The 25,221-nt window shown below is 35.0% G+C and carries 22 protein-coding genes, 1 other RNA gene and 2 pseudogenes; 2 read left to right on the forward strand and 23 right to left on the reverse strand.

The genetic code is table 11. The annotated features are described in order from the left end of the window. Window positions 1-629: 629 nt before the first annotated feature. From QS39_RS00265 to QS39_RS00295, 7 genes are all read right to left on the reverse strand, one after another. Window positions 630-1,319: a response regulator transcription factor gene (locus QS39_RS00265; RefSeq protein WP_077804278.1), complete on the reverse strand. Its 690-nt coding sequence runs from the start codon at window positions 1,317-1,319 to the stop codon at window positions 630-632. Between the two features lie 11 nt (window positions 1,320-1,330). Continuing rightward, window positions 1,331-2,755, reverse strand: a complete 1,425-nt coding sequence (gene gndA / locus QS39_RS00270) for an NADP-dependent phosphogluconate dehydrogenase (protein WP_000158778.1) — start codon at window positions 2,753-2,755, stop codon at window positions 1,331-1,333. 75 nt (window positions 2,756-2,830) lie between these two features. Then, window positions 2,831-4,249: a cell division site-positioning protein MapZ gene (gene mapZ / locus QS39_RS00275; RefSeq protein WP_077804279.1), complete on the reverse strand. Its 1,419-nt coding sequence runs from the start codon at window positions 4,247-4,249 to the stop codon at window positions 2,831-2,833. A 12-nt stretch (window positions 4,250-4,261) separates the two neighbouring features. Continuing rightward, the gene (locus tag QS39_RS00280; RefSeq protein ID WP_077804280.1) at window positions 4,262-5,419 is read right to left on the reverse strand and encodes a THUMP domain-containing class I SAM-dependent RNA methyltransferase; all 1,158 of its coding nucleotides are present in this window, start codon (window positions 5,417-5,419) and stop codon (window positions 4,262-4,264) included. A gap of 84 nt (window positions 5,420-5,503) precedes the next feature. Next, window positions 5,504-5,884: RNase P RNA component class B (gene rnpB / locus QS39_RS00285), an RNA gene on the reverse strand. Window positions 5,885-5,904: 20 nt separating this feature from the next. Continuing rightward, on the reverse strand, window positions 5,905-6,234 hold the full coding sequence (gene gpsB, locus QS39_RS00290) for a cell division regulator GpsB (RefSeq protein ID WP_180374976.1): 330 nt from the start codon (window positions 6,232-6,234) through the stop codon (window positions 5,905-5,907). 69 nt (window positions 6,235-6,303) lie between these two features. Continuing rightward, window positions 6,304-6,831 (reverse strand): SLOG family protein, encoded by a 528-nt coding sequence (locus QS39_RS00295; RefSeq protein ID WP_000179549.1) that lies wholly within the window; start codon window positions 6,829-6,831, stop codon window positions 6,304-6,306. 66 nt (window positions 6,832-6,897) lie between these two features. Between QS39_RS00295 and recU the strand changes: the two genes are divergently transcribed. Together recU and pbp1a are read left to right on the forward strand one after the other, a co-directional pair. After that, complete coding sequence (gene recU / locus QS39_RS00300) at window positions 6,898-7,494, forward strand: Holliday junction resolvase RecU (RefSeq protein WP_000248774.1); 597 nt, start codon at window positions 6,898-6,900, stop codon at window positions 7,492-7,494. After that, the gene (gene pbp1a / locus QS39_RS00305) at window positions 7,491-9,647 is read left to right on the forward strand and encodes a penicillin-binding protein PBP1A (RefSeq protein WP_077804282.1); all 2,157 of its coding nucleotides are present in this window, start codon (window positions 7,491-7,493) and stop codon (window positions 9,645-9,647) included. The genes recU and pbp1a overlap by 4 nt, the downstream gene beginning before the upstream one ends. A gap of 287 nt (window positions 9,648-9,934) precedes the next feature. Here the strand turns inward: pbp1a and QS39_RS00315 are convergent, their stop codons facing one another. The 16 genes and pseudogenes from QS39_RS00315 to cps4B all read right to left on the reverse strand — a co-directional run bounded on the left by QS39_RS00315 (window position 9,935) and on the right by cps4B (window position 25,216). Continuing rightward, window positions 9,935-11,917 (reverse strand): peptide ABC transporter substrate-binding protein, encoded by a 1,983-nt coding sequence (locus tag QS39_RS00315; protein ID WP_077804283.1) that lies wholly within the window; start codon window positions 11,915-11,917, stop codon window positions 9,935-9,937. A 200-nt stretch (window positions 11,918-12,117) separates the two neighbouring features. Then, window positions 12,118-13,221 (reverse strand): UDP-galactopyranose mutase, encoded by a 1,104-nt coding sequence (gene glf, locus QS39_RS00320; protein ID WP_077804284.1) that lies wholly within the window; start codon window positions 13,219-13,221, stop codon window positions 12,118-12,120. Between the two features lies 1 nt (window position 13,222). After that, window positions 13,223-14,647: an oligosaccharide flippase family protein gene (locus tag QS39_RS00325; RefSeq protein ID WP_077804285.1), complete on the reverse strand. Its 1,425-nt coding sequence runs from the start codon at window positions 14,645-14,647 to the stop codon at window positions 13,223-13,225. A gap of 59 nt (window positions 14,648-14,706) precedes the next feature. Beyond that, window positions 14,707-15,759 carry an acyltransferase family protein gene (locus QS39_RS00330; protein WP_077804286.1) on the reverse strand — a complete coding sequence of 351 codons (1,053 nt, stop codon included), beginning with the start codon at window positions 15,757-15,759 and terminating at the stop codon, window positions 14,707-14,709. After that, on the reverse strand, window positions 15,756-16,655 hold the full coding sequence (locus QS39_RS00335) for an O-antigen ligase family protein (protein ID WP_219335913.1): 900 nt from the start codon (window positions 16,653-16,655) through the stop codon (window positions 15,756-15,758). The genes QS39_RS00330 and QS39_RS00335 overlap by 4 nt, the downstream gene beginning before the upstream one ends. Window positions 16,656-16,954: 299 nt before the next feature. Further along, window positions 16,955-17,920 (reverse strand): glycosyltransferase family 2 protein, encoded by a 966-nt coding sequence (locus tag QS39_RS00340; RefSeq protein ID WP_077804288.1) that lies wholly within the window; start codon window positions 17,918-17,920, stop codon window positions 16,955-16,957. Then, on the reverse strand, window positions 17,910-18,914 hold the full coding sequence (locus QS39_RS00345) for a glycosyltransferase family 2 protein (RefSeq protein WP_077804289.1): 1,005 nt from the start codon (window positions 18,912-18,914) through the stop codon (window positions 17,910-17,912). Before QS39_RS00345 ends, QS39_RS00340 begins: the two co-directional genes overlap by 11 nt. A 1-nt stretch (window position 18,915) precedes the next feature. Beyond that, window positions 18,916-20,010 carry a glycosyltransferase family 4 protein gene (locus QS39_RS00350; RefSeq protein ID WP_077804290.1) on the reverse strand — a complete coding sequence of 365 codons (1,095 nt, stop codon included), beginning with the start codon at window positions 20,008-20,010 and terminating at the stop codon, window positions 18,916-18,918. A 14-nt stretch (window positions 20,011-20,024) separates the two neighbouring features. Further along, entirely contained in the window at window positions 20,025-20,735 is a 711-nt protein-coding gene (locus QS39_RS00355; RefSeq protein ID WP_257617673.1) for a CDP-alcohol phosphatidyltransferase family protein, read from the reverse strand. Window positions 20,736-20,744: 9 nt separating this feature from the next. Further along, window positions 20,745-21,689, reverse strand: a complete 945-nt coding sequence (locus QS39_RS00360) for a glycosyltransferase family 8 protein (protein WP_077804291.1) — start codon at window positions 21,687-21,689, stop codon at window positions 20,745-20,747. A 111-nt stretch (window positions 21,690-21,800) separates the two neighbouring features. Beyond that, window positions 21,801-22,022: pseudogene (locus tag QS39_RS10950) on the reverse strand (sugar transferase); the annotation flags it as partial. After that, window positions 22,017-22,436: pseudogene (locus tag QS39_RS00365) on the reverse strand (DUF4422 domain-containing protein); the annotation flags it as partial. The pseudogenes QS39_RS00365 and QS39_RS10950, both read right to left, overlap by 6 nt. A 1-nt stretch (window position 22,437) precedes the next feature. Beyond that, window positions 22,438-23,070: a sugar transferase gene (locus QS39_RS00370; RefSeq protein ID WP_077804292.1), complete on the reverse strand. Its 633-nt coding sequence runs from the start codon at window positions 23,068-23,070 to the stop codon at window positions 22,438-22,440. 10 nt (window positions 23,071-23,080) lie between these two features. Further along, window positions 23,081-23,773 carry a tyrosine-protein kinase gene (locus QS39_RS00375; protein ID WP_077804293.1) on the reverse strand — a complete coding sequence of 231 codons (693 nt, stop codon included), beginning with the start codon at window positions 23,771-23,773 and terminating at the stop codon, window positions 23,081-23,083. Between the two features lie 10 nt (window positions 23,774-23,783). Then, a complete protein-coding gene (locus QS39_RS00380) occupies window positions 23,784-24,476 on the reverse strand; it encodes a CspC family polysaccharide chain length determinant protein (RefSeq protein WP_077804294.1) in 693 nt (230 codons plus the stop codon). 8 nt (window positions 24,477-24,484) lie between these two features. Further along, a complete protein-coding gene (cps4B, locus tag QS39_RS00385) occupies window positions 24,485-25,216 on the reverse strand; it encodes a capsular polysaccharide biosynthesis protein Cps4B (RefSeq protein WP_077804295.1) in 732 nt (243 codons plus the stop codon). Window positions 25,217-25,221: the final 5 nt, after the last annotated feature.

Raw genomic sequence — 25,221 nt, forward strand, 5'->3', positions numbered from 1 at the left:
CCTTTTGATTTCTAAAAAATAGCATGTAATACACATACACATACACATACACATACACATACACATACACTCAACATTATAATTTATATAAGCAGATTTGTCAATTATATTAATTATTATTTATAATTTTCCATTATTTTCAGAATATTCCAGGATTTAAAGCATTTATTATATTATAATGTTTCAATAAAAATGAAATACCTCTTTTCTTCAAAACTATGATAAATTCCATTTTTTGAATACTTATAAAGAATATATTGATTTCACCTACAGCTAACTCATCTCTTTTGAGTGTCAAAAAGTAGAGAACTATGAAAGTAAAGCTTATCAGATACCAATACTCTTCGAAAATATCTTCAAATCACGTCAGCTTCCATCTGCAACCTCAAAACTAGTGTTTTGAGCAACCTGCAGCTAGCTTCCTAGTTTGCTCTTTCATTTTCATTGAGTATAAACTATGGTCAATAAGAAATCATTCTCTCTGACCATCTCTTTGAAGCATTACAAGCCGTCTAGTGACCTGCATTTTTGCCTCATCAAAAAAAGCCCCATACTATCTGTTATTCAGGAATTCCCACTACAGATAGTATAGAGCTCAAGCAGCAGTTACAAAAACTGCAACTGCTTTTCTATTCTTGCATGGTGTAACCGACACCACGCACGGTTTTAATGTAGCTTTTTTGACCTTTTACATCAAGCTTGCTACGTAGATAACGGATATAGACATCCACGATATTTGTTTCGGTCGCACTTTCATACTTCCAGACACTTTCCAACAACTGCTCACGAGTCAGAACTTTCTTGCTTCCCATCAGAGTAGCCAAGAGGTCATACTCGCGACGGGTCAGAGCAATCATCTCTTCGCCACGATAAACGGTATGATGTTCTACATCCATACGCAGATTGCGGTAAGACGTTGGAACCTTCATCTGACTGCAGTGTTGATCGATAAAGTCCCGACCTCGGAAAATCGCTGAAATACGAGCCACCAAATTGTCAATAATAACCGGCTTATAGATGTAAGAAACGGCAAAGTGTTGGATTGTTTCAATCTGATCTTGCAATTCTTCGCGATGGTCCAAGACCATAATGACTGAGGCTGGCTTAGTCCTACTCAGCTTATCTGCAAAATCCTGGGCTGTCATATCCCCCAGACGAGCATTCAATAAAATCAAGTCATAGTCTGTCTGAAGAGCCGTGGAGAGGGCTTTTTGCCCCTCCTCAACCTGATCAACTCGGTATTGCTCTTTTTGGAGTTCCAAACTTAAAAAATGAGCTAGATTTCGTTCTTTCTCAAGTAATAAAATCCGTTTCCCCATGGCAGACCTACTTATTTTTCGTCATACCAAGAGTAGTGGAATGTTCCTTCTTTGTCTTTACGTTGGTAAGTGTGGGCACCAAAGTAGTCACGTTGCGCTTGGATCAAGTTAGCTGGAAGGTCAGCTGAACGGTAGCTATCAAAGTAAGTAATAGCTGCTGAGAAAGTTGGCACTGGCACACCAGCTTGAACAGCAAGAGCTACGATATCACGCACTGCTTGTTGGTACTTAGCAGTAACATCCAAGAAGTACTCATCCAAAAGAAGGTTAGCAAGGTCTGCATCACGGTTATAAGCATCAGTAATCTTTTGCAAGAAACGAGAACGGATGATACAGCCATCACGCCAAATAGATGCGATGTCTGCAAATGGCAAGTTCCAGTTATTTTCTTTAGAAGCTACACGCAATTGAGCAAAACCTTGTGCGTATGAAATGATTTTTGAGAAGTAAAGGGCTTGACGAATCTTTTCAATCAACTCAGCCTTGTCTCCTTCAAATTTGAAGGCAGCTGGTTTTGGAAGAACCTTGCTTGCATGCACACGTTCTTCTTTGTAAGTTGAAATGTAACGTGCAAATACTGACTCAGTGATGAGTGACAATGGTACACCAAGGTCAAGTGATGATTGGCTAGTCCATTTACCAGTTCCCTTGTTACCTGCGGCATCAAGGATGTAGTCTACGATTGGTCCATCTTGGCCTTCATCGTCTTTACGGCTCAAGATATCAGCTGTGATTTCAATCAAGTAGCTGTCCAACTCACCCTTGTTCCACTCAGTAAAAATTTCAGCCATATCTTCTGCTGAAAGACCTAGCAAGTGTTGCATCAAGTCATAGCTTTCTGCGATCAATTGCATATCACCATACTCAATACCGTTGTGAACCATTTTCACATAGTGACCAGCTCCATCAGGACCGATGTAAGTCACACATGGTTTGCCATCTTCTGGTGCTTTAGCTGAGATTTCTTCAAGAACATCCGCAACCAACTCATATGCTTCTTTTTGTCCACCAGGCATGATAGAAGGACCTTCAAGGGCACCTTTTTCACCACCAGAAACCCCAGTACCGATAAAGTTGATACCTGAGTTTGCCAATTCTTCATTACGACGGATTGTATCTTTGTAGAAAGTGTTTCCGCCGTCGATCAAGATATCACCCTTGTCAAGGTGTGGAAGAAGGGCTTGGATAGTAGCATCTGTACCAGGTCCAGCTTGAACCATCAGCATGATACGACGAGGTTTTTCGATTGAGTTTACAAAACTTTCAACGTCATAGCTTGGTACAAAGTTCTTTTCAGGATGGCAAGCAATTACATCTTCAGTTTTTTCTTTACTACGATTGTAGATAGCAACTGTGTAACCACGAGATTCAATATTAAGGGCAAGGTTACGACCCATTACGGCCATACCAACGACACCAAAGTTAGCTTTTGTCATTTGACACTCCTCTTGTTTAATTTGTTTTATTTTATCATTTTTACTTTTGAAAAGAAAGAATTTTGTAACGACTGCTTAATAGTCCAAGGCATCCGCATGTCCAGAACCATTTCCAACAAAGTAGCCTGTCTTACAGTTAAGGGTAAAGAGATAGGTTCCATCTGGCTTATAGAGATTGTAATAACCATTGCCATTAACGATATTGACACGTTCAAGGATGTATTGGTTACCAGTGATATAACCACGTGAACGTGAAGTCGCTAAAATTTGTTCCAAAACACCATCCGCGAAATCCCAAGCAGAGTTATTGCTATCATCAACAGCCGATTGATTGAACGGCACACGGCTTGAAGCTCTTTGTAGGTTAACTCCAGAACTTGATAGACCGCCATGACTATCATCACGCGCAGAAACTGAATTGTTTGATGAGGCGCTTGAAGATGGACTGGTGTTACTTGTACTACTCTCTGTAGAAGAATTTGAACTTGCTTGACTAGAGCTTGAACTGCTAGTTTGACTTGAACTTGAGCTAGAAGCACTTGTTTGCTGGCTCTTACCAAGGCTAATCGCCTTATCTAGCACTTTGTCAATCTCAGTATTCCCAGTTTTAATCTCTGTAAATTTAGCATCTGATTTGGCTTTGGCATTGGTATCCAACACACCATCCACAATAGCTGGTTTTTCGAATTGAGCATTGACATCTTGAATGGCCTTGATTTGCGTTGCTAGACTATCATACTTAGATTTGGCAAGCGTATGCTCACGGCTACCTTCTAGCTTATCAAGTAAGGTCTTGAGTTGGTTCAACTTATCAAACTGGCTATTTTTCAAAGCCGTTTTGTTGCTATCTGTATAGAAGGCATCGTAAAGTGTATTAAAATCATCCACATCTGATTGATTGGCTGTAGCTGATTGAGCAGTTTGAATTTCCTTGGTCGAGCGATTCACTTGACGATAGACATAATAAGCACTGACACAGATAATCACTGATACAAGCGCCAAAGCAGTCAAAACAAAGCCTTTTTTACTTTTCTTTTCTGAATCCTCTTGATCCAGACGAGAAAAAGTTTTCTCCTCTTCCACCTCCTCAGTCATTTCTGCTAAATTTTCATCCTCTAGCACTATAGGATCCCAGTCTTTATCCTCATCGTCCAAAGGCAATGGGGGTAAGATAGCTTCAGAAGATGGAACTTCCTCTGAAGAGGTTTCCGACTCCTCTACAGCTTCACGCACTTCTTGGATTAAATCATCCAGACTCTGAGTTTCGATTAACTCCTCTTTTTTGTATTGGCGAGTCGCAAACTTATCTGCTTCGATTTCCTCTTTGTGTTGCTTGACATACTTGTCCAAAATGGAATCTTCAGGCAAGACTCCTGCTTCCACTTCTTCATTTTTACGAATGGCTTGACCAACTGTTAACTCTTTTGCTTCATCAAAATCAAATCGTGGTTCTTGGTTTTCTTTTTTATGACGATTCCGTCTTTTCTTACTCATGAGTATCCCTTTCTATTTTACCTCTTGACGTTTAACACGTTGACCAAAATATTGATACAGATCCACTTTCAAGGTTCCGTTGTATAACTTTCGCTTCTTATCTGCTTGGCTACCATACTTGCTTTCAAAGGCTTCATCACTAGTTAGGATAAACTTGCTCCAAGTTTTGAGCGGTGCAAATACTTGACCCATTTCAGCATAAAGCTTGGTAACCCCTGCATCATCTGACAAGCGTTCCCCATAAGGCGGATTTGAGATGATCACACCATTGATTTTATCAGAACGTAAATCCTGCACGCGCATCTGCTTAAAGGTGATATCCCCTGCAACACCAGCTGCCTGGGCATTGGCCTTAGCAATTTCCACCATACGTGCATCAATATCACAGCCCATAATATCCAGTTCCAGCTCACGGTCTACTTTTTTAGCCGCTTCTGTACGCACTTCCTGAATCAAGCGATCGCTAATCCAGTTCCATTCTTCAAAAGCAAAAGAGCGACGAAGTCCTGGTGCCATCTTTCTAGCAATCATAACTGCCTCGATACAGAAAGTTCCTGAACCACAGGTCGGATCAATCAAAGGCTTATCTGGGTACCAGTTAGAGAGTTGTAAAATGGCTGCCGCCATATTTTCCTTAATAGGAGCACCACCTTTTTCGGTACGATAACCACGTTTAAAGAGGCTAGAGCCTGTCGTATCAATCATGACAGTTGCCACATCTTTGAGAATAGAGACCTCAATCTTAAACTCTGGGCCATTCTCCATCAGAGGAACACCTTCTGGGCGGGCATAGTGTTTCTGCAATTTCTTGACAACAGCTTTCTTAGAAATAGCCTGTACACTCGGCTCATTATGCAGTTTAGATTTAACACATTTTGCTTTTGAAATCGGGAACCGAGCTCCGAGTGGTAAATAATTTTCCCAATCTAGAGCGAAAACTCCCTGAAACAGCTCTTCAAAAGTCTTAGCTGGGAACGTTCCTACGATGATCTTGATACGATCTGCTGCCCGAAGCCAGAGGTTGGTTTCAATAATAGTTTTCACGTCTCCTTGAAAACGAACACGTCCATTTTCAACCTGACAATCGTAGCCCAACTCTCGCACTTCTCGTCCCACAACAGCTTCAAGACCTGCTGCCACAGTTGCAATTAAATTAAATTCTTTTTTCATGTTACAGTCTTGCAAGACCTTTCTATATGTCCACTTTAAAAAATGAGGTTGAGAAAATTTCTCAGCCCCAACCTATATGCAATTTTCTATAAGCCATGTTTTGTTCCAGAAGTGACTAGGACCACTTCCTTCGATAATCATCTGTCTACCACTAACAGCTCTAGCTGATAGCAGTCAGAATACTACGTTCGTTTCCGCGTACTCCATGCCCCGACCAAAATTTGGGTTGCTAGCTTGAGGGGTTTACCGCGTTCCACTCTCTCCGTTTCCAGAAAGACTCCGTCACTGTGGCACTTTCAAGCCTACTCTGGCCTATCCAAGGACTTAGCCATTTCAACTGCCGTAACGATTTCTCGTCCCTAGGCTTATGGTTTCGCCTAGCACAAACACTACAGGCATCACAGCCTGTGCTAGCATGGACTTTCCTCATGAGAAGCAACTCTCCTCACGCGATTATCCAAAAATTGCACATCTCAAATAACTACTTAGAAATCTGAGTTATCTAAAATTTGTTTACCAAACACTTCTTTTTCCAATCTATTCAGGCGTTTCAAAATATCAAAATTCGTCATAGAACTTGTAGTTGCCGCTTCCATAGGCTCTGCTTGAACTGGTGAAGGTTTCGGTTTACGAGCCAGTTCTTCCTTCAAATCCGCAATCTCCTGACGAAGTGACTTAACCAAGGCAGCATAGGTTTCATAGTCCTTGATGACATCGTCTAAAAACTCATCAACTTCTACCTTGCTATACCCACGAACTTCACGTCCAAACTCTTGTTCAAAAATATCTTTTGCTGAAAAAATAATACTTGTCATGTCTCTCTCCATTCTCGCTTGCTAGTATTATTATATAAAAAAAGGCAAACAAAAATCAAGGTCAAAGCTTCAATTTTCGGAAAAATTTTCAGCAAGTTCATTTAATTGATCAAATGTTAATCTCTTTATAAAATAGTCCTCTTGATTTTTCATCTTTTGGTAAAAATAAGCTAGTTTCGTTTCATTTTCTTCATCATAAAAAAGATAGGAACTAGTCGTGTTTTCCAGCAAAAACTGCTGGTAATCTCTTAACTGCCCCTTGTGCTCATAGCGAGGATAAGCATATTTGACAAAGTCTACCTGCTTAAAACGACTCAGTTTCATCTGATTGCCTTCATTCCAATTTTCCCCATGGGTTTCAAAAGCAAAAATGGTGGCCAACTGGAAACCGTACTCGGTTTTCATCTCCTGAGCAACCTCTAAAACCCAATATTCAAAACCCAAACTTCCTGTAAACACAAGCCAAGACACCCCATCTGCTGCCATAGCCTCTAAATCTTTACGTATTGCTTTTTTTATCAATTTAAGACGAGGATCCTTATCAGAAAACAAACCCAAATCAAAAGCAGAATAGCCCAAAACCAAAGCTGTAGCCATTTTTAACCCTTTCTGTGCAAATTTATGGTATAATAGAGTGATGTTATTGTACCAATAAGGAGAATTATGGTCAACTATCCACATAAACTTTCATCACAAAAAAGACAACCATCTCTTTCTCAACCCAAAAATTTCGCAAATCGAGGAATGTCTTTTGAAAAGATGATCAATGCTACCAACGACTACTATTTGTCTCAGGGCTTGGCTGTTATACACAAGAAACCAACTCCTATTCAAATCGTACGAGTGGACTATCCACAACGAAGTCGTGCCAAGATTGTTGAGGCCTATTTTCGACAAGCTTCAACGACGGACTATTCTGGCGTTTATAATGGATATTACATCGACTTTGAAGCCAAGGAAACAAAACAAAAACGTGCGATTCCGATGAAAAATTTTCATCCACATCAGATTCAGCATATGGAACAAGTCCTTGCCCAACAAGGAATCTGCTTTGTCCTTCTTCACTTTTCTTCTCAGCAAGAAACCTACTTATTGCCGGCATTCGATTTGATTCGCTTCTATCATCAAGATAAGGGACAAAAATCAATGCCACTTGGATATATTCGAGAATATGGATATGAAATCAAGGCTGGTGCCTTCCCTCAAATTCCCTATCTCAATGTTATCAAAGAACATTTATTAGGTGGTAAAACAAGATGAACAAACAAACTATCCTGCGAATAGCTAAGTATGTGAGTATCTGCTTCTTAACTTTATTTATCACAGCAGTTATGCTGGGAGGAGGCTTATTTCTCTATTACGTCAGCAAAGCCCCAGCCCTATCTGAGAGCAAATTAGTCGCAACCACGTCTAGTAAGATTTTCGATAGTAAAAACGAACTGATTGCCGATCTGGGCTCTGAACGCCGAGTAAACGCTCAGGCCAACGAAATTCCTACTGATTTGATCAAGGCTATCGTATCAATCGAAGACCATCGTTTTTTCGATCATCGCGGTGTCGATACCATCCGAATTATAGGAGCTTTTTTACGTAACTTACAAAACAACTCCCTCCAGGGGGGATCAACCCTAACCCAGCAGTTGATTAAGTTGACCTATTTCTCAACTTCCACTTCTGATCAGACCATTTCACGTAAAGCCCAGGAAGCTTGGTTGGCTGTTCAACTAGAGCAAAAAACCACAAAACAAGAAATTCTGACCTACTACGTGAATAAAGTTTACATGTCTAACGGAAACTATGGAATGCAAACGGCTGCCCAAAACTATTACGGCAAAGATTTGCGAGAACTATCATTACCTCAACTTGCCCTACTAGCAGGAATGCCACAGGCTCCGAATCAATACGATCCCTATTCTCATCCAGAAGCTGCCCTTGACCGTCGTAACTTGGTACTTTCAGAGATGAAAGGTCAAGGCTACATTTCTGCCGAACAGTATGAGAAGGCTATTAATACCCCTATTACTGATGGACTCCAAAGTTTGAAATCGGTCAATAGCTATCCAGCCTATATGGACAATTATCTCAAAGAGGTTATCGACCAAGTAGAACAAGAAACTGGCTATAACCTTCTAACTACTGGGATGGATGTTTACACAAATGTAGACCAAGAAGCTCAAAAACATCTGTGGGATATCTACAACTCCGATCAATACGTCTCTTACCCTGACGATGATTTGCAAGTCGCATCTACGGTCGTAGATGTTTCAAATGGTAAAGTCATCGCACAACTTGGTGCTCGTCATCAAGCAAGTAATGTTTCATTCGGTACCAACCAGGCCGTAGAAACCAATCGTGACTGGGGATCATCAATGAAACCAATCACTGACTATGCTCCCGCTTTAGAATATGGAGTCTATGACTCTACTGCTTCTATTGTACATGATGTCCCTTATAACTATCCTGGCACTGATACTCCACTCTACAACTGGGATCATGTCTACTTTGGAAACATTACAATCCAGTATGCTCTTCAACAATCACGAAATGTCACAGCCGTTGAGACTTTGAATAAGGTCGGTCTAGATAGAGCTAAAACCTTCCTTAATGGTCTTGGTATCGACTATCCAAGCATGCATTATGCAAACGCCATTTCAAGTAACACAACTGAATCCAACAAAAAATATGGTGCAAGTAGTGAAAAAATGGCTGCTGCCTACGCTGCTTTTGCTAATGGTGGTATTTATCACAAACCAATGTATATCAATAAAATCGTCTTTAGTGATGGTAGCGAAAAAGAATTTTCTGATGCTGGTACACGAGCTATGAAAGAGACTACTGCCTATATGATGACTGAAATGATGAAAACTGTTTTAACTTACGGAACAGGACGTGGAGCCTACCTACCATGGCTTCCACAAGCAGGTAAGACAGGTACTTCTAACTATACTGACGAAGAAATTGAAAAGTATATCAAGAACACTGGCTACGTAGCTCCAGATGAAATGTTTGTGGGTTATACTCGTAAGTATTCTATGGCTGTATGGACAGGTTATTCGAATCGTTTAACTCCTATCGTTGGAGATGGTTTCCTAGTTGCAGCTAAAGTTTATCGCTCAATGATATCGTATCTATCAGAAGATGACCATCCTGGAGATTGGACAATGCCTGAAGGATTATATAGAAACGGGCAGTTCGTATTCCAAAATGGAGCCAGACCGACTTGGACTGAAACGACATCCCAATCATCTTCAACCGAAAACTCATCAACAAGTGCAGAAAGCTCTACTAGCCAAGCACCAGCAACAAGTCCTGATGCTAGTACTAATGGTCAAAACCAAGCACCAAATGCACCCGGAGCCAATCAAAATCCAGCTCCACAGACTCCTCAAGTCCAACAACAACCACAACAGTAAGATGAAGAAAATCCTGAGAACTCTAAACTCAGGATTTTTTCATTTTCAAAATAAAATACAGAAATCAAGTAAAGTAGATTGAAATAAAAACTAAGCAAATTGATTGGGAAATTCAAATCATACTCAATGAAAATCAAAAAGCAAACTAGGAAGCTAGCTGCAGCTTGCTCAAAACACTGTTTTGAGGTTGCAGATGGAAGCTGACGTGGTTTGAAGAGATTTTCGAAGAGTATGAATAGATTTTCGAAGAATATAAAGGAGTCGGCTACAAACCAACTCCCTTACCTTTATTTGACATGTTTGGCAAGTTCTTCTTGCGCTTTTTTATTGGATTCTGCTTTTTCTTTCATCCATTTATCTTGAGCTTTTTGGTATTCATCTGCAGTAACTGCCTTGTCTTGAAGTTCCAAGTATTTATATAAGACTGGGTCACTTGTGCCTTTGTTTCCTGACAATGCAAATGGTATTGTAAATGGTACCATCTTAGACAAGATTGGACGACCAGTTTTAGAAGTTGTTGGGATGATCAAAGCACTGTCGGTCAACCAAGCTTGGGCAGCAGCGTATTTATCATAGCGTTTAGCAACATCTGTAGCCTCATCACCAGCTTCAGTAACCAATTTTTCGTAGTCATATAGACCTACTTTTTTAGCAGCTACATTATCTTCCCCTGAGTCAAATCCTAAATATGTTTTAGTACTTTCTCCTACAGAAGGTTTGATAATATCAAGGTAGGTTGATGGATCGGCAAAGTCTGGACCCCAACCGACATTATCTGATAAATCCCAGTCTTCGCCAGCAGCATTTTCAGCAAATAGAGTTACATTAAGCAATTCATCTTTTTGCAATTGTTGGATATCAATAACGACATTATCAGTTCCTAAAGTTGCTTCCAAGGATTGTTTCATAGATTGGACGCGCTGAACTTTTGTAGTTGCTGTCTGGTCAACAGGCATATCTAGGTGAATTGGGAATGTCACACCTTCTGCTTGTAAAGCTGATTTAGCTTTAGCAAATTCAGCCTTGGCTTTTTCTGGATTGTAGAGACCATCTTGTGAATCGGCCAGATTAACATCCTTCCATTCATCCCCATAGGTTACTAATTTTTCTTTGACCATATCGCCAAAGTTTTTCCCATCTGCTTGAACAAATGTTGGTGGCACAAAGAGATTACGCAAGATTTTGCTTGCTCCAGTTTCTCCATTCAACTGAGAGGCATAAGCTGTACGGTCAAATCCAAAGGCAATAGCCTGACGGAAATCCTTGTTTAAGAGCGCCTTTTTAGTAGATGTCTTTTGTTCTTCGCTAGTCTTAGATGTGTGTTTATAAGATTGACGGTCAATATTTGTTCCTACTAGATAAGTCGTAGAGTCTTGTTGAGTATAGACGATATTGTCTTTCATACTCTTCTCAAGCTCTGCGAAACTTGCACTTGTTGGATAAAGACGAGCTGCTGTAAGGCTACCATCTTTAAAGTTTTCTGCTGGTTTGCTGGTATCTTGCCCATCCCAGAATGACAATTTGACCTTGTCAATATGCACATTGTCCTTATCCCAATAGTTCGGATTTTTCGCAAATTCAACAGAGGATTTGGTCACAATGGATTTCAACAAATAAGGGCCGTTATACAAGAGACTACTTGGATCCGTCGCTTTGGCAAAATCATCCCCTTTTGAGTTCAAAAACTCTTCATTGACTGGCGCAAGCACACCCATGGTTGTTTTTGAGTTCCAAAAAGTTTCAGGTTTGTTCAAGGTGTATTGGATTGTTTGGTCGTCAAGCGCTTTAATCCCGACTTGAGCAAAGTCTGTGATTTCACCTTTGGCATAGGCATCCAGACCTTTGATTGAATCCTGTACCAAGTAAAGGGCTTCTGCTTTCTTATCTGTTGCATATTTAAGTCCTGTTACAAAGTCCTGAGCCTTAACAGGAGCATACTCTTCTCCCTCAGATGTATACCACTTGGCATCCTGACGAATCTTATAAGTATAAGTCAAGCCATCCTTAGAGACAGACCAGTCTTCTGCCAATGAAGGAACAAGGTTCCCGTATTTATCATTTTCAAGCAATCCATCAATCACATTACTAGTAATCTCAGAAGTTGCTGCCTTACCAGTTGTCAAATAGTTGAGATTATCCGGATGTGTCTCGTAGGTAAATGCAAAGGTTTTTTCACCTTGAGCGCCTGAACCCCCACCAGAACAAGCAGCTAAAACACCAGCTGCTAATAAGGTTACTCCCGCAAGAGCCAATACTTTTCTTGTTTTCATAGTATTCTCCTTTGTTTTTTTATTCATTATCGACCCTTTTTCAAGTCCTGTCAATAGAATTTTCTGAATTTTTGAAAATTATTTTTTAAACAATAAGTTTGCAAAAATATGAATATTATCAAAAATCCCTCAACTACATCACATAGTCAAGGAATTTTTAATACTTTTATAAATGAGAACTGGTGGTCAGTTTTACTTATTTAATCTAACTCATTTCTCACGCACTGCAAAGCTGATCCAATTACTTGGTGCATATCGTAATAACGATAGTGTCCTAAACGGCCACCAAAGATAACATTCCCTTGCTCATCGGCCAATTTTTTATACGATTTATACAAATGATTATTACGATCATTATTAACTGGATAATAAGGTTCATCACCTTTTTCCCATGTTTTGGAATGTTCTTTAGTAATGATAGTCTTTGCTTGACTCCCAAACTCAAAATGTTTGTGTTCAATAATGCGAGTATATGGGGTATCAGCATCAGTATAGTTGACAACTGCATTTCCTTGGTAATTTTTCATATCCAAGGTCTCATTTTCAAAACGAAGACTACGATACTCTAGTTCACCCAACTTATAGTCAAAGAATTCATCAATCATACCAGTAAAGACAATCTTAGGAAAATCTTTCAGATATTGCTCTTTATTGGCAAAGAAATCAACATTTGTTTCTACATCAATATTTTCATGATCCAACATTTTTTCAACTATTTGAGTGTATCCACCAATTGGAATCCCTTGATAGGTATCATTAAAATAGTTGTTATCGTAGGTCAGACGTACTGGCAAACGGCGAATGATAAAGGCTGGAAGTTCCGTAGTTGGCTTGCCCCACTGTTTCTCTGTATAATCTTTGATTAATTTTTCGTAGATGTCTGTACCTACAAGAGAAATAGCCTGTTCTTCCAAATTTTCAGGAGTTTTGCCATTTAAAACAGCACGTTGCTCATCAATCTTTGCTTGTGCTTCTGCTGGCGTTACAACTCCCCAGAGTTTATTGAAAGTATTCATATTGAAAGGAAGGTTATAAATCTCTCCCTTATAATTTGCAACAGGAGAATTGGTATAACGGTTAAACTCTGCAAACTGATTGACATAATCCCAAATCTCCTTATCAGAAGTATGGAAAATATGGGCACCATATTGATGAACTTGAATCCCTTCCTCTTCACGAGTATAGATATTACCCGCAATATGATTTCGTTTTTCAATGACTTTTACTTTTTTTCCTTTTAAGGCTGCTTCATGGGCAAAGACTGCACCAAAAAGACCAGCACCAACAACAAGATAATCGTACATTTTATGCTCCTTTATTTTTTAATAATTGTTGTTTTAACTCATTTGGATTTATAACCCTTAAAATCAAAATTAATACGAGATAAATCATTGCTCCCAGAACAGCATAAATCGCTACATTTATCATAGGTGATACATTTAGGAATTGTTTTATAAATAGTAGGATACCATACATAACTCCAGATGAGATTATAATTTTGATCAATGAACCTAGAATGGGCACCTCTCTCAAATAAGAACGAGTATAGAATAACTGTATCAGCCATACTAGTACCTCTGTTAAAACAGATACGATTGCCGCACCTATATAGCCCAGCTTTGGAAGCAAGAGAAGATTTAAGCCCACACTAACAATAGCAGGAATTGTTGTTGACAGCATAAATTCTCTATTCTTATTATGAGGTATTAAGATTTGAATACCCATGATATTGGTCCACCCTATAAAGAACATTCTAAAAATCATAATTGCTATCGCATAACGTGCCTCTTGAAAATCTTGTCCCAGGAAAAAATTCACAAAATCATCATTTACAATTAACATTCCTGCCATAATTGGAAAAATAACCAAATTATAAATCAGAAATGACATCTCATGCATTTTATTAATTGCTTTATGATCACCTAAGGATAAAAGATTTGAAACTCGTGGTAACATAACACTTCCCAATGAAGTCACTAGAGTTAATAAAATATTAACAAGTTTCAAAGCTTGATCATAGATTCCTACATCTTTTGTTGAAGCTAAAGCTCCCAGCATTGTACGATCCAAAGTGACATAGAGCGATATAGCAATTTGAGGTAAAAACAATAAAATAATTGGTCTCAAATGTTGCTTAGCATACTCCCAATCAAAGTACGGTTTCCCAATAAACGCTCTTGCTGGTAACCACATACTTAATTGTCCCAACAATTCAAAAATAGTAAGCAAAAATACATATAAATGTAGGTCGTTAGCTGATTTTATAAATAGAAAAATAGCAATAACGCCAATTAGTTTCACTGTAATATTTCTGACTGTAATTTTTCGAAAATCCTCTAAACCTTGGAATAGCCAAGAAATATCTAAACCTTTAGAAAGTAAACTTAAACCAAGAATAAGTGCAACTGGATTATGCATAAATTGAAGAAAAATATACAACATGCAATACAAAAATATCGAAAGAATTGTTGCTCCCAGTTGTAAGGAGTATATCCCCCAAAAATTTTTATCAATGTCTTTCCGATGTCCTGAAATTACTTTTGTGCCATAGTTAGCAACACCTAAAGTTGCTAATAGTATAAAGTAGATTACAATTGAACTGAAATAACCATATGTCCCCAAATCATCTGAAGAAAATATCCGTGTTACATACGGAGTCGTAATAATCGGAAGTATAATTACTAACAATTGATAGGAAAGGTTGTATGCATAGTTTTTTAATACTTTCACTATTTCTCATCTCCATTATATCTATATTTTGCATAATTAAAATAACTTTTTAATGCTAGCTAATTAACTAGCCAGGTATATTTCTTAAAACATTTTTTAAATATTACTGTTACTATTAAAGATACAAATAACGTAATGAAGAATCGTAGTACAACCATAAAAATTATTCCAAAAGTTGAAAACATAAATTGAGAATTCAATGAATAACTTATATATAATATTAAATAATTTAATGGATCCGAAAAAATATATATACCTAATCCATTCATTAAAATCAGCTTAAAAAAGTAACTACTACCACTACGCTCTTTCCGAGAAATCAGGTAGGAAATACTATATGTTAATAGAGAACCTAAAATAGCTAATAACTCAACTAATATTTTACTAACTAGTGTGTAAGTATATTTAAGATTAAAATTCAACAAAGTAATCAAAAGAAATACTATAGACAATATCAAAACATAATTTCTTTTTTTACTTATAAATTGATTGTATTTTTCTCTCTTTGATTCAAATACAAATCCCATACTAAAATAAAATAGAAATTGTAACGGGGCTTTAAATAAAAGTGGATCAACTTTATAACTTAAAATATGTAATACATAAAAAACAATAATTGTAGTAAATTTTATTTCTCTTTTTAAGGTAAAAAATGAAATAATAAAAATAATAAATAAAGTAAATAAATACCATAAATGATTATTCCCAATTAAAAACAATTGTCCCAATACTGCTCTAGAAAAAGTTGTATACTCAAAATAATTAGAGAAATATTTTATTGGAAAAACATATAATAAAGTAAAAATAACAAATGGAATAACCAATCGCTTAATCTTCTGTTTTAGAATTAACATAAAATTAATCCATTTATCCCGTTTAACCTGCAGGTAATAGAAAGCTCCAGATAAAGCCATAAACATTGGCATATGAAAATAATATAGAATTTCTCTCACTTTATCAAAAGTTTTATACAAAACTAATGACATATTTTGTTCTAGATATTGTTGATAATCAATCCCTCCATATTTAGTTGAAATTATATAATATGTACTATGGCTTACAAGTACCATTAAGATTGCTACTACTTTTAAAATATCGTATTCCTTTTTCATGTACTCTCTCTATTCAAAATTAAAGCGTAAAATATTCCTATAAAAAGAATAAATAATGGTGTATCTATAAAAATTGCAGTAAATAATAAAATTATAAATAAGAGAGCAAACATTTTGGTATCTATAGAAACACCCTTCTTAATTAGTACACTAATTACCGGATATAAATAGAATATCCCTAGGATTACCCCACCCTGAGCTAAAATAACAAATAGACTATTGCTATATCCTAAGTTCGTACGAATAAGAGTATTCATATTTGATTCAATTGCTTTCAACCCTAACGTCAATCCTGAACCAAAAAAGAAATTAGCTCTCCAGGCTAAAAATCCAGCTATATAATCATCAAACCTAATACTAGCTGAAATTGAGTCAGATTTTTCTTCCCAAACCTGTAACAAAGCATATATAACTATTGGAATTGTAATCAAACTTACATATTTAAATAAAGATTTCTTCAGCATTAAAACTCTATAAATTAATAGTAATCCTATTACAAATATCCCTGTTGTAGAAACTGTTGTCAAAATAGTCAGAGTTAATAAAGATAATCGTTTAATACTATTTTCTAAAAATAATTCCTGAATTATAAGTGCTGAACTTAACATTAAACTCCACATTGGAGCCTCCGTAAATATGCCACTATTTCTAATAATCGTAGTTCCAAAAAAATGAATTCCTTGAGTCTCAAAATATAGATTAAAATAATTTGGTGTTGGAAGTCCACCGTTCCAATTATTTATGACGACATTTGTTGGATGAACAACCTTTAAAATACTTCCAAAAGTCCAAAATATTAAAGAAACTATTGCAAAAATTAAAATAATTTTCACAAAGGTATTTAAAAAATCAAATAATTGGTCATTAAAATTCTTAAACATTAATAAGATAAGCATAAGAGGTGCTATCACAAAATAAAATAATATTTCATTTATTGATAAAGAATTAAATGATATGAAAATGTTAGTAATACATACAACTAAATAAATTAGTACTGTCGTTAAGATTATTTTAAAGTAATTATAATTTATTTTGCTTGATATTAGTTCTAAAACTGTTGCTATTATAACTACTAATGCTAATATTGGAATTAACTTATTTGAATCACCCGTGTTTACATATATAGAATTTGTCGTTATAACAATTAATAACGACATTAATACATCTTGGATACTTTTCAGATTAATTTTCAATTTTATATCCCCTTATTCCGAACTATATTTTTAAATTTAAAATATAAACTTGGAAACAATAAAAATAAACTATATTTCACTTTAAATTTTACAGAAGCTTTAGAATCAAAGATTATACTCCAGTAAAATGAACGTACTTTTTTAACAATATTTCTTAAAGCTTTTGTGTCCGTAGAAGCTGCTGCTTCAGATATAGGAAAAGAACCTCTAACAATTTTTAAATTTAACGCCTTTTCTACACTATTACCATCATAAAATTGTTTTATTTGAATTCTATTATTCTCACCTGCATCAAAAAAATCAAATCGCTTATCTGTAAACTGAGATTGAACGATACTACCAGGACGACGATAATAATGATAAGTAACAACAGGTGAAATAACTATCCTTTTAGCTAATCTTAAATGTTTAGCTACAACGAAAAAATCTTCGTAGATTTTTCCTACAGGAAATGGTCTCATTTCTAAAATTTGTTTTTTATAAAGTTTTGCACATGCAGATACCGTAGCAACTTTATCTTCCAGCATTAATTCTAGTGCTTCTTCTTTTGTAACTATTTTACTAGATTCTAAATTAAATTGTTCCTTGCTAAATTTTTCATATTCATTTGTAGTTTGAACTTTTGTCGAGATTAAATCAGCTTGATATTTCTCTTGAATTAGAGTCAATAATTCAAATGTAAAATGCTCTATATAATCATCCGGATCCAAAAAGAATATCCACTCATTAGTTGCTTTTAACACACCATAATTACGCGCATCTGATAAGCCACCATTCTCTTTATGAAATACCCTAATCCAATCATATTCTTGAGCATATTTATCACATAATTTTCCTGAATTATCAGTAGAACCATCATTTATTAGTAAAACCTCAAAATTTTTATGAGTTTGATTTACTAAACTTTCTATAGCATAATGAAGGTAATCCTCAACATTATATACAGGAATAACTACACTAATATTCATCCATCTCACTCCATTCTTTTTGTTGCTTATTGATTAACGGTTTTAAGATGAGATTAAATATATTTTTCAATCTATAATTTATATAAATTAGTGAGACTGTTTTTTTCGAATGATCATATTTCCATCTATAATGACATTTATGAGCATAACTAAATAATCGGCTCGCTTCCTCGATATTCTTATTCATTATAAACAACTGACATTGCTTGTTGATTAAGTATGTCAATACGTCTTTGACTACTGGTTCTATGTTCTTATCAAAGCGAATTTCCTCATAATAATCGAGAATTTTTTTTGTTACTCTATTGTGATGGTCTGCTTTTTGTTTCATCACATTTAAATTCATACTCTGATCTTTTCTACCTAAGAAATACTGGTAAACATTCAAATCAATATAAACATAACTTTTTACATATTGTAAAGGTAACAAAGTATATTCCATATCAACATAAAAAGTTTTTTCACTTATATTAATTCTAGATTCTTTCAATATAGATGTTTTGTATGTCAGAGCATGCATGGGAATACGTTTGAAAGGTATTCCCTGATATATTTTATTACAATCTAATATATCAGAAAAACGAATCTCTATTTCAGTCTGATTATAGGTATGTTGTTCAGTATAATTTGTAATAACCATATCGACATCTATACCTTTAAGTTCTTCTACTAATTTTTCAAAACTTGGTACATCAATCCAATCATCCCCATCAATAACTTTAAAAAATTTTCCTTTAGATTCTCTTATACCAACATTAATCGTTGACCCATGTCCACCATTTTCTTTATTAATAACTCTAATATTTAGACAACTATTAATAATTAAATCTTCTACAACTTGAAGTGAGTTATCCGTACTACCGTCATTAACAACAATCACTTCAAAATCCGCATAATATTTTTTATCTACTTGTTTAAATGATTCTATGCACTTAGTAATATATTGTTCAATATTATACATTGGTACTATGATTGTCACTAATTTATCGTACATTTCATTCTCCCGTCATTTCTTCTATCAATTCAATCCATTGTTCAATAATTCTCTTTTTATTAAATTTATCAGTATCTAACATCGCATTTCGTGAAAATCTTAATCTCAATTCATCATTTCTAATTAATTCTATTATTTTTTGACTCATTTGCTTTACATCAAAATTCTCAATTAAATAACCATTTTCACCATCTAATATTATCTCAGATGGACCTGTTGGACAGTCAAAGCTAACAATTGGTAATCCATATTGTTTTGCCTCTAAAAGTACTAAGGGTAATCCTTCATAACGAGAAGTCATTATATATATTGCATGATTAGGATAAATGTTCTCTATTCCTTTTACATTACCTTTAAAATGAACTCGTGACAAAACGCCACCTTTATCCAATTCAGTTATCAAATCTTGTTTTATTTGCTCATTTCCCGAACCATATATGTCCCATTCCCAATCTGTAAATTTTGACAAAACTTTAACAGCAATTTGAGCTAAATAGTCATAGCCTTTTTGATATTCCATTCTCCCAACTGTTATAATGCTCTTGCTTTTTTTAGAGTAGGTGAGAATATTATCAGTATCTTCAATCCAATTATAAATAGAAGTAACTTTTTCATTTCTTAATGAAAAGTCTCTTCGGTATCTATTTTTATCTTCCTCAGTCAAAGTTACAATTTTGTCAAAAAACTTTGCTCCAATATATCTTTGTATCTTGCGACTGAACGTGTCTTGAAACTCTAAACTATGATGATCACAAAAGACTGTTTTTATATTTAATCCTAGTGTTGCTAAAAAGATTATAATATTAGTAGCTGGAGCAATAGAAAACACTATATCAATTTCATTATTTATCAAGTATTTTCTCAACTTTATCATAGCAGGAATTATAACACGGCGAACTCTTAAATCACCATAAAAAAACGACTTAACTTCAACATCAAATGATATATCATAATTTATGCTTTTGTCTTCATCTAGTAAAATAGAAATTAAGTATGTTTTATAATTCTGAGATAATTCATTAGCCATATTTATAGCAACTTTTTCGGCTCCACCAATTTTACTTAAATTATACCTTACTATTGCAATTTTTTTCATAACACACCTTGCTCTTACTTTATTATCTTTTTAATAGAGATCACCATAACTAATAAATTAATAAGGAAATAAACTAGTGTAAATAAATCACTTAATTTCAACAATATTGCAAGTAGCATAAAAATTTGTGCAAATCCTGTTATAGAGGTTACATTAAGTGCAATCATTTCTATAATTCCAAAATTCTTTCTACCTTTGTAATGTTCACTATTTTTGTTTCCTACAGTATTTATCGCCTTATGCATAATCAATCTAGGGAACAAAACAAAAACACCAGATAGTGATCCTAAAATTAAATATGTTTTTTGTGTAAAGAACAATGTTTGACTATAATCACTTGCAATAATTCCCATAGTGAGGAATGATAAATACATTGCAGCATAACCTGCCATGGCATCTATAACACTTCCCATAGGAGAAGTAATTCCCTTGAAACGAGCAACATTTCCATCAACACCGTCAAGTAAATTCCATAAGAAAAAACAAAGCCAACTTAGCAATAGTACAAACTGATTAGAGCTTATTGTTACCAAAGCTGTTCCAATAATTAAAGGTACAATAGACAATATAGAAATCTGATTAGGTGTCATTTTTGTTTTAAGAAAAGGAATTGTCAATATGTATGATAGAGGTCTACCTACATAGAAAGCAACAATGTCTTTTTTTGCTTCTCTTTTCTTTTCTTCTGTCATCGTTTTTTGTTCTATACTTTTAACACTTATCATTTTACACCTCTATTTTATAATTCTATACAGTTTTGGACGCACTTTTGATTGAATAAAACCTAGTAGATGGAGCGACATTTTTTTCGGTAGAATTTTATAAACACTTAATAACTTAGATGGAGATACTTCTTTGTATTCTCCTCTATAGTATTTTTTAAATATTTCCACATGCGCTACCTCACTACTTTCTTGCCAAGGTCTTAGTGATAGAAAACACGTTGTGAAATGGCGGATTGTTATATTCTTTCTTGCTTCTTCTAAATCTTCCTTGCTATAATAATTTACAGGTTGCTTAAAAGTAATCATATCCTCATAAGACATATCTTCAAATATGGTCATAAAATTATATTTCGGAGATAGTGGTTTAAATGAATTGAATAAAACTGCATTCAGAACTCCCTGATCTCCTTGAATTATTTTTCCATTAAAATCCTTGATAACCTTAAATAATTGAGTTTCAACTTGTTCCTTACGCCATCTTTCTAAATCTATAAACATTACCCCGGAATTAAATATAGGTTTATCTTTTGGAATCTTCAAAACCTTCTTATATTCTTTATTAAATACATCTGCAACACCTAAAACAATATTCCCTTTAAAATCAACATCAAACAATTCTTTTAAAGAATTCATTACAATAGTGTCACTATCTAAATATAAAACTTTAGAAATATTTTTCGGAAGAATACTCCCTAACAATAATCTACTGAATGCACTCGCTGAACCTCTGTCTAATTGTAACTTATATGGTATTTCAACATTATCAACCCAACAAATTTTTCTTTGTCCATATTCTTGTGATAAATCATTAATTTTATTTTTATTTTCATCAGAGACATTATCTGCAATAATCCAAAGATTTATCTTCAAATCATGATTAGTATTATAAAGTGACTTAATAGAAGCGTATAATACGTCTACAAAGTTATTATCTGCTGCATAAACAATATTCATTACTTTTATCCTTTTCTATACATAAAAGAGAGTTTAAGTTCTCTACATACGTAACCTAACTCTCATATCATTTTATTTGAACACCAAAAATAATAATTAGGCTAAATACTTTTACTTCGCTCCATCTTTCATTACTACAACTTTTATTGTCTTCAATAAAATCTCAATATCTTTCCAAATTGTCCAGCCATCTAAATAAGTAACGTCTAATTTTACTATATCATCGAAGTTTGTAATATTACTTCTACCACTAATCTGCCAAAGGCCTGTGATTCCAGGTTTAAAGTTTAGACAACATTTTTATTCAGGTGTATACTTCACATACTCATCCAAGTGGATACCATCGAAAGTATAATCGTAATGAGAATAAAGAGTTTCAATATAATATTTTCTTCTTTTAGGAACGATGACTTCTGAGTTCTCTAATAATTTCTCCACTTCAAACCTATTTAAAATTACATCATCAATATTGATTGATTCATTGTACCCTTTAGTTGTTTTAGTAAAATAACGACGATAATGTACTAAACCCAGATATTCACAATCTAAGTTTTTCCAAGCCCAAAACAAGCCAGTTAATTCACAATAATAAGAGTTTAAATTAGAAATATTTTCTCCTGAATTGTCACCTTGAAATCCTAAATTTTTCTTTCCTTCACATCCTACATGAATTGGTAGATACATATTTGTATCACTGGGCATTTTATATTTTTTATGTGTTGCTACTAATATTTTTATATTTTTTATATTAATTATTATTACCCATTAAAACTGTATAAAATCCCTTCAAAATAAGCAAAAAATCAGTCTTGAAAGATACATTATCAATGTATAATAAATCGAGATCCATTCTGTCAGCAAAAGGCATGTCATTTTTATTTGGCGTAACTTGCCAATAACAAAGCAAACCAGGTTTCACAGACAATCTTTTAGACATCTTTAAAGCAATATCCATTTCTTTACAGGTAAGAATATGATGAGTTATCTCAAACTCTTGTAATGGACGGGGTCCCACTATAGCCATATCACCTTTTATAATATTCAATAATTGAGGTAATTCATCAATTGAAAGTTTTCGTATCACTTTACCGACTTTTGTAGTCATACTTTGAGAATGTTCTTTAAAATTTAGACGATCAGTTTTACCACTATTAATACTTTCCTTTATTCTCTGATCGGCATCTTTATACATGCTCCGAAACTTTATTACTTTGATTTTTTTTCCATTTAAACCAACTCTATCTTGTAAATAGAAAACATCTCCTGGATCTTCTATCCAAATAGCCAGAATCGTTATAGGAATAATCGGTATGATTATCAAGGTAATAAATAGGAAAAACGCCAAAAATCTATCTAAAGTATTTTTTAAAATCAAATACATTTTTAATTAATTATTTCTTCCCATAAACTCCATAGGAACCATAGACTCCATAAGCTCCATATTTTTCAACTTCTGTGTTAAATTTATTTAGAACTATACCTAAACAAGGAATTCCTGTTTGTTCTAACTGTTCTTTAGCCTTTAAAACATCACGTCGTTTTGTCTCCCCAGCTGCCGTTACCAAGATAGAAGCATCACATTTTTGCGTAATGATGGTAGCATCAATGACCATTCCAATCGGTGCAGTATCCACAATGACATAGTCAAAATACTTACGCAAGGTATCAATCATAGTGGCAAAGTTTTCACTCTGTAAAAGTGCTGTTGGGTTAGGGGATACAGGTCCTGCTTGAATAACAAATAAATTTTCAACATTGGTATCACAAAGTCCATGAGAAAGGTCAGTAGTACCTGCCAGAAAATCCGTTAAACCAGTAATTTTTTCTCTTGATTTAAAGACTCCTGACATGACAGAATTACGAATATCTGCATCCACCAATAAAGTTTTATAGCCCGCACGCGCAAAGGCCCAAGCAATATTTATTGATGTTGTCGATTTCCCCTCACCAGGTTTGACAGACGAGATGGAAAGAACTTTCAGATTATCACCACTCAATTGAATATTTGTTCGCAAAGCATTGTAATGCTCTTCTGCTTTTTTCGCAAAATCTAAACGTTTTTGTGCTATTGCTAATGTTGGCATATTTTCTCCCTTATTTTAACTTATTCAAATCTGGAACAATCCCTAGAAGTGCAATCTGCATTACTTCTTCCACGTCTTCTGGTCGTTTAACACGATCATCCAACAACTCAAGTAACAAGACTGAAACGACCATCACTGCTCCTCCCGCTAGAAAAGCTAGCAGAGTGTTACGACGAATATTGGGTGATGAAGGACTTAGGGCTGGCCTTGCTTCTTCCAATGTTGTCACATCAGATACACGAGTTACAGAAATTATTTTTTCAGCAGCCACTTCACGAAGAGCATTTGCGATACGGCTAGCTTCTTCTGGTTGTGCATTTTTTACAGTAATTGATACGATACGAGTATCCACAGGTACTGTTACCTGAATCTTCTTGCTTAATTCCTTAACTGTTTTCTCTAGTTTAAGATTTGAAATGACTTTCTCCAGTACATCTTGCGAAAGGATGATTTCCTTATAGTCTTTTACCAGATAGGTCCCAGCCTGCAAATCCTGGTTGGTCAACCCTGCTTTTTCCGATTGATTTCGATTGACCACATAAATACGTGTCGTACTAGAATACTCAGGTATCAGTACAAAACTACTTACACCAAAAGCTAGGACAGCTGCTACAATCGCAGTTAGGATAATAGCGATTTTCTTCTTCCAAAGGATTTTAAATAATTGAACAACGTCAATTGCGATTTCTTTATTTTCTTTCATGTCAACTCCTAAATAATTTGATCAGCTAAGATGAAGCGAGGATTTTCGACAAATAATTCTCTCGCCTTTCTTTCACCGTATTGTTTTGAGACGATCTCATAAGCTTCTTTCATATAAGGCGGTCTTTGGTCTAAATTGTGCATATCACTAGCAACAAAATGAACCAAATCACGCTCTAGAAAATAGCGAGCTCGTTTCTTCATAAATTTATATTTATCCCCAAATAACTTTGGTTTTAAAATGCTTGAACTATTGATTTGAGTGTAGCAGCCCATATCAATCAATTCTTTCACACGCTTTTCATTATTCTCTAATTCATGGTAGCGTTCAATGTGGGCAATCACAGGCGTTATCCCAAGCATGAGAACATTGCTCAAAGCAGTATGGATTTCCCTGTAAGGGGTAGCCATGCTAAACTCAATGAGTGCGTATCGCGTTCCATTTAGACTTGGGATCACCTGCTCTTCTAGTTTCTCAAGAATATCACTAGTATAATAAATTTCTGCTCCATAGAGAATGGTCAAATCTGGAGCCACTTCCTTGGCTATCTCCTTAACTTCTTGGAAATTTGCCTCTATTGTCTCCTCAGGTGTCTCAAACATTCCTTTTCGTCTATGTGATGTCGATACAATAGTCCTTACTCCTTGCCTGTAAGCTTCTGTCAAAAGCGCCTTGCTTTCTTGCTTCGTTTTAGGACCATCATCCACACCAAATACAATATGCGAATGAATATCAATCATTTTGT

It is taken from the genome of Streptococcus mitis, assembly GCF_002005545.1.
In the GTDB taxonomy this organism is placed as follows: Bacteria; Bacillota; Bacilli; order Lactobacillales; family Streptococcaceae; genus Streptococcus; species Streptococcus mitis_I.

Coding starts and splice junctions, on each gene's coding strand:
- QS39_RS00330 (WP_077804286.1), bottom strand. CDS start 15,759: ATGAAAAAGGAATACGATATTTTAAAAGTAGTAGCAATCTTAATGGTA.
- QS39_RS00370 (WP_077804292.1), bottom strand. CDS start 23,070: ATGTATTTGATTTTAAAAAATACTTTAGATAGATTTTTGGCGTTTTTC.
- QS39_RS00265 (WP_077804278.1), bottom strand. CDS start 1,319: ATGGGGAAACGGATTTTATTACTTGAGAAAGAACGAAATCTAGCTCAT.
- pbp1a (WP_077804282.1), top strand. CDS start 7,491: ATGAACAAACAAACTATCCTGCGAATAGCTAAGTATGTGAGTATCTGC.
- QS39_RS00335 (WP_219335913.1), bottom strand. CDS start 16,655: ATGCTTATCTTATTAATGTTTAAGAATTTTAATGACCAATTATTTGAT.
- QS39_RS00360 (WP_077804291.1), bottom strand. CDS start 21,689: ATGAATATTGTTTATGCAGCAGATAATAACTTTGTAGACGTATTATAC.
- recU (WP_000248774.1), top strand. CDS start 6,898: ATGGTCAACTATCCACATAAACTTTCATCACAAAAAAGACAACCATCT.
- mapZ (WP_077804279.1), bottom strand. CDS start 4,249: ATGAGTAAGAAAAGACGGAATCGTCATAAAAAAGAAAACCAAGAACCA.
- QS39_RS00355 (WP_257617673.1), bottom strand. CDS start 20,735: ATGATAAGTGTTAAAAGTATAGAACAAAAAACGATGACAGAAGAAAAG.
- QS39_RS00375 (WP_077804293.1), bottom strand. CDS start 23,773: ATGCCAACATTAGCAATAGCACAAAAACGTTTAGATTTTGCGAAAAAA.
- glf (WP_077804284.1), bottom strand. CDS start 13,221: ATGTACGATTATCTTGTTGTTGGTGCTGGTCTTTTTGGTGCAGTCTTT.
- cps4B (WP_077804295.1), bottom strand. CDS start 25,216: ATGATTGATATTCATTCGCATATTGTATTTGGTGTGGATGATGGTCCT.
- gpsB (WP_180374976.1), bottom strand. CDS start 6,234: ATGACAAGTATTATTTTTTCAGCAAAAGATATTTTTGAACAAGAGTTT.
- QS39_RS00295 (WP_000179549.1), bottom strand. CDS start 6,831: ATGGCTACAGCTTTGGTTTTGGGCTATTCTGCTTTTGATTTGGGTTTG.
- QS39_RS00350 (WP_077804290.1), bottom strand. CDS start 20,010: ATGAAAAAAATTGCAATAGTAAGGTATAATTTAAGTAAAATTGGTGGA.
- QS39_RS00315 (WP_077804283.1), bottom strand. CDS start 11,917: ATGAAAACAAGAAAAGTATTGGCTCTTGCGGGAGTAACCTTATTAGCA.
- QS39_RS00345 (WP_077804289.1), bottom strand. CDS start 18,914: ATGTACGATAAATTAGTGACAATCATAGTACCAATGTATAATATTGAA.
- QS39_RS00380 (WP_077804294.1), bottom strand. CDS start 24,476: ATGAAAGAAAATAAAGAAATCGCAATTGACGTTGTTCAATTATTTAAA.
- QS39_RS00340 (WP_077804288.1), bottom strand. CDS start 17,920: ATGAATATTAGTGTAGTTATTCCTGTATATAATGTTGAGGATTACCTT.
- QS39_RS00280 (WP_077804280.1), bottom strand. CDS start 5,419: ATGAAAAAAGAATTTAATTTAATTGCAACTGTGGCAGCAGGTCTTGAA.
- gndA (WP_000158778.1), bottom strand. CDS start 2,755: ATGACAAAAGCTAACTTTGGTGTCGTTGGTATGGCCGTAATGGGTCGT.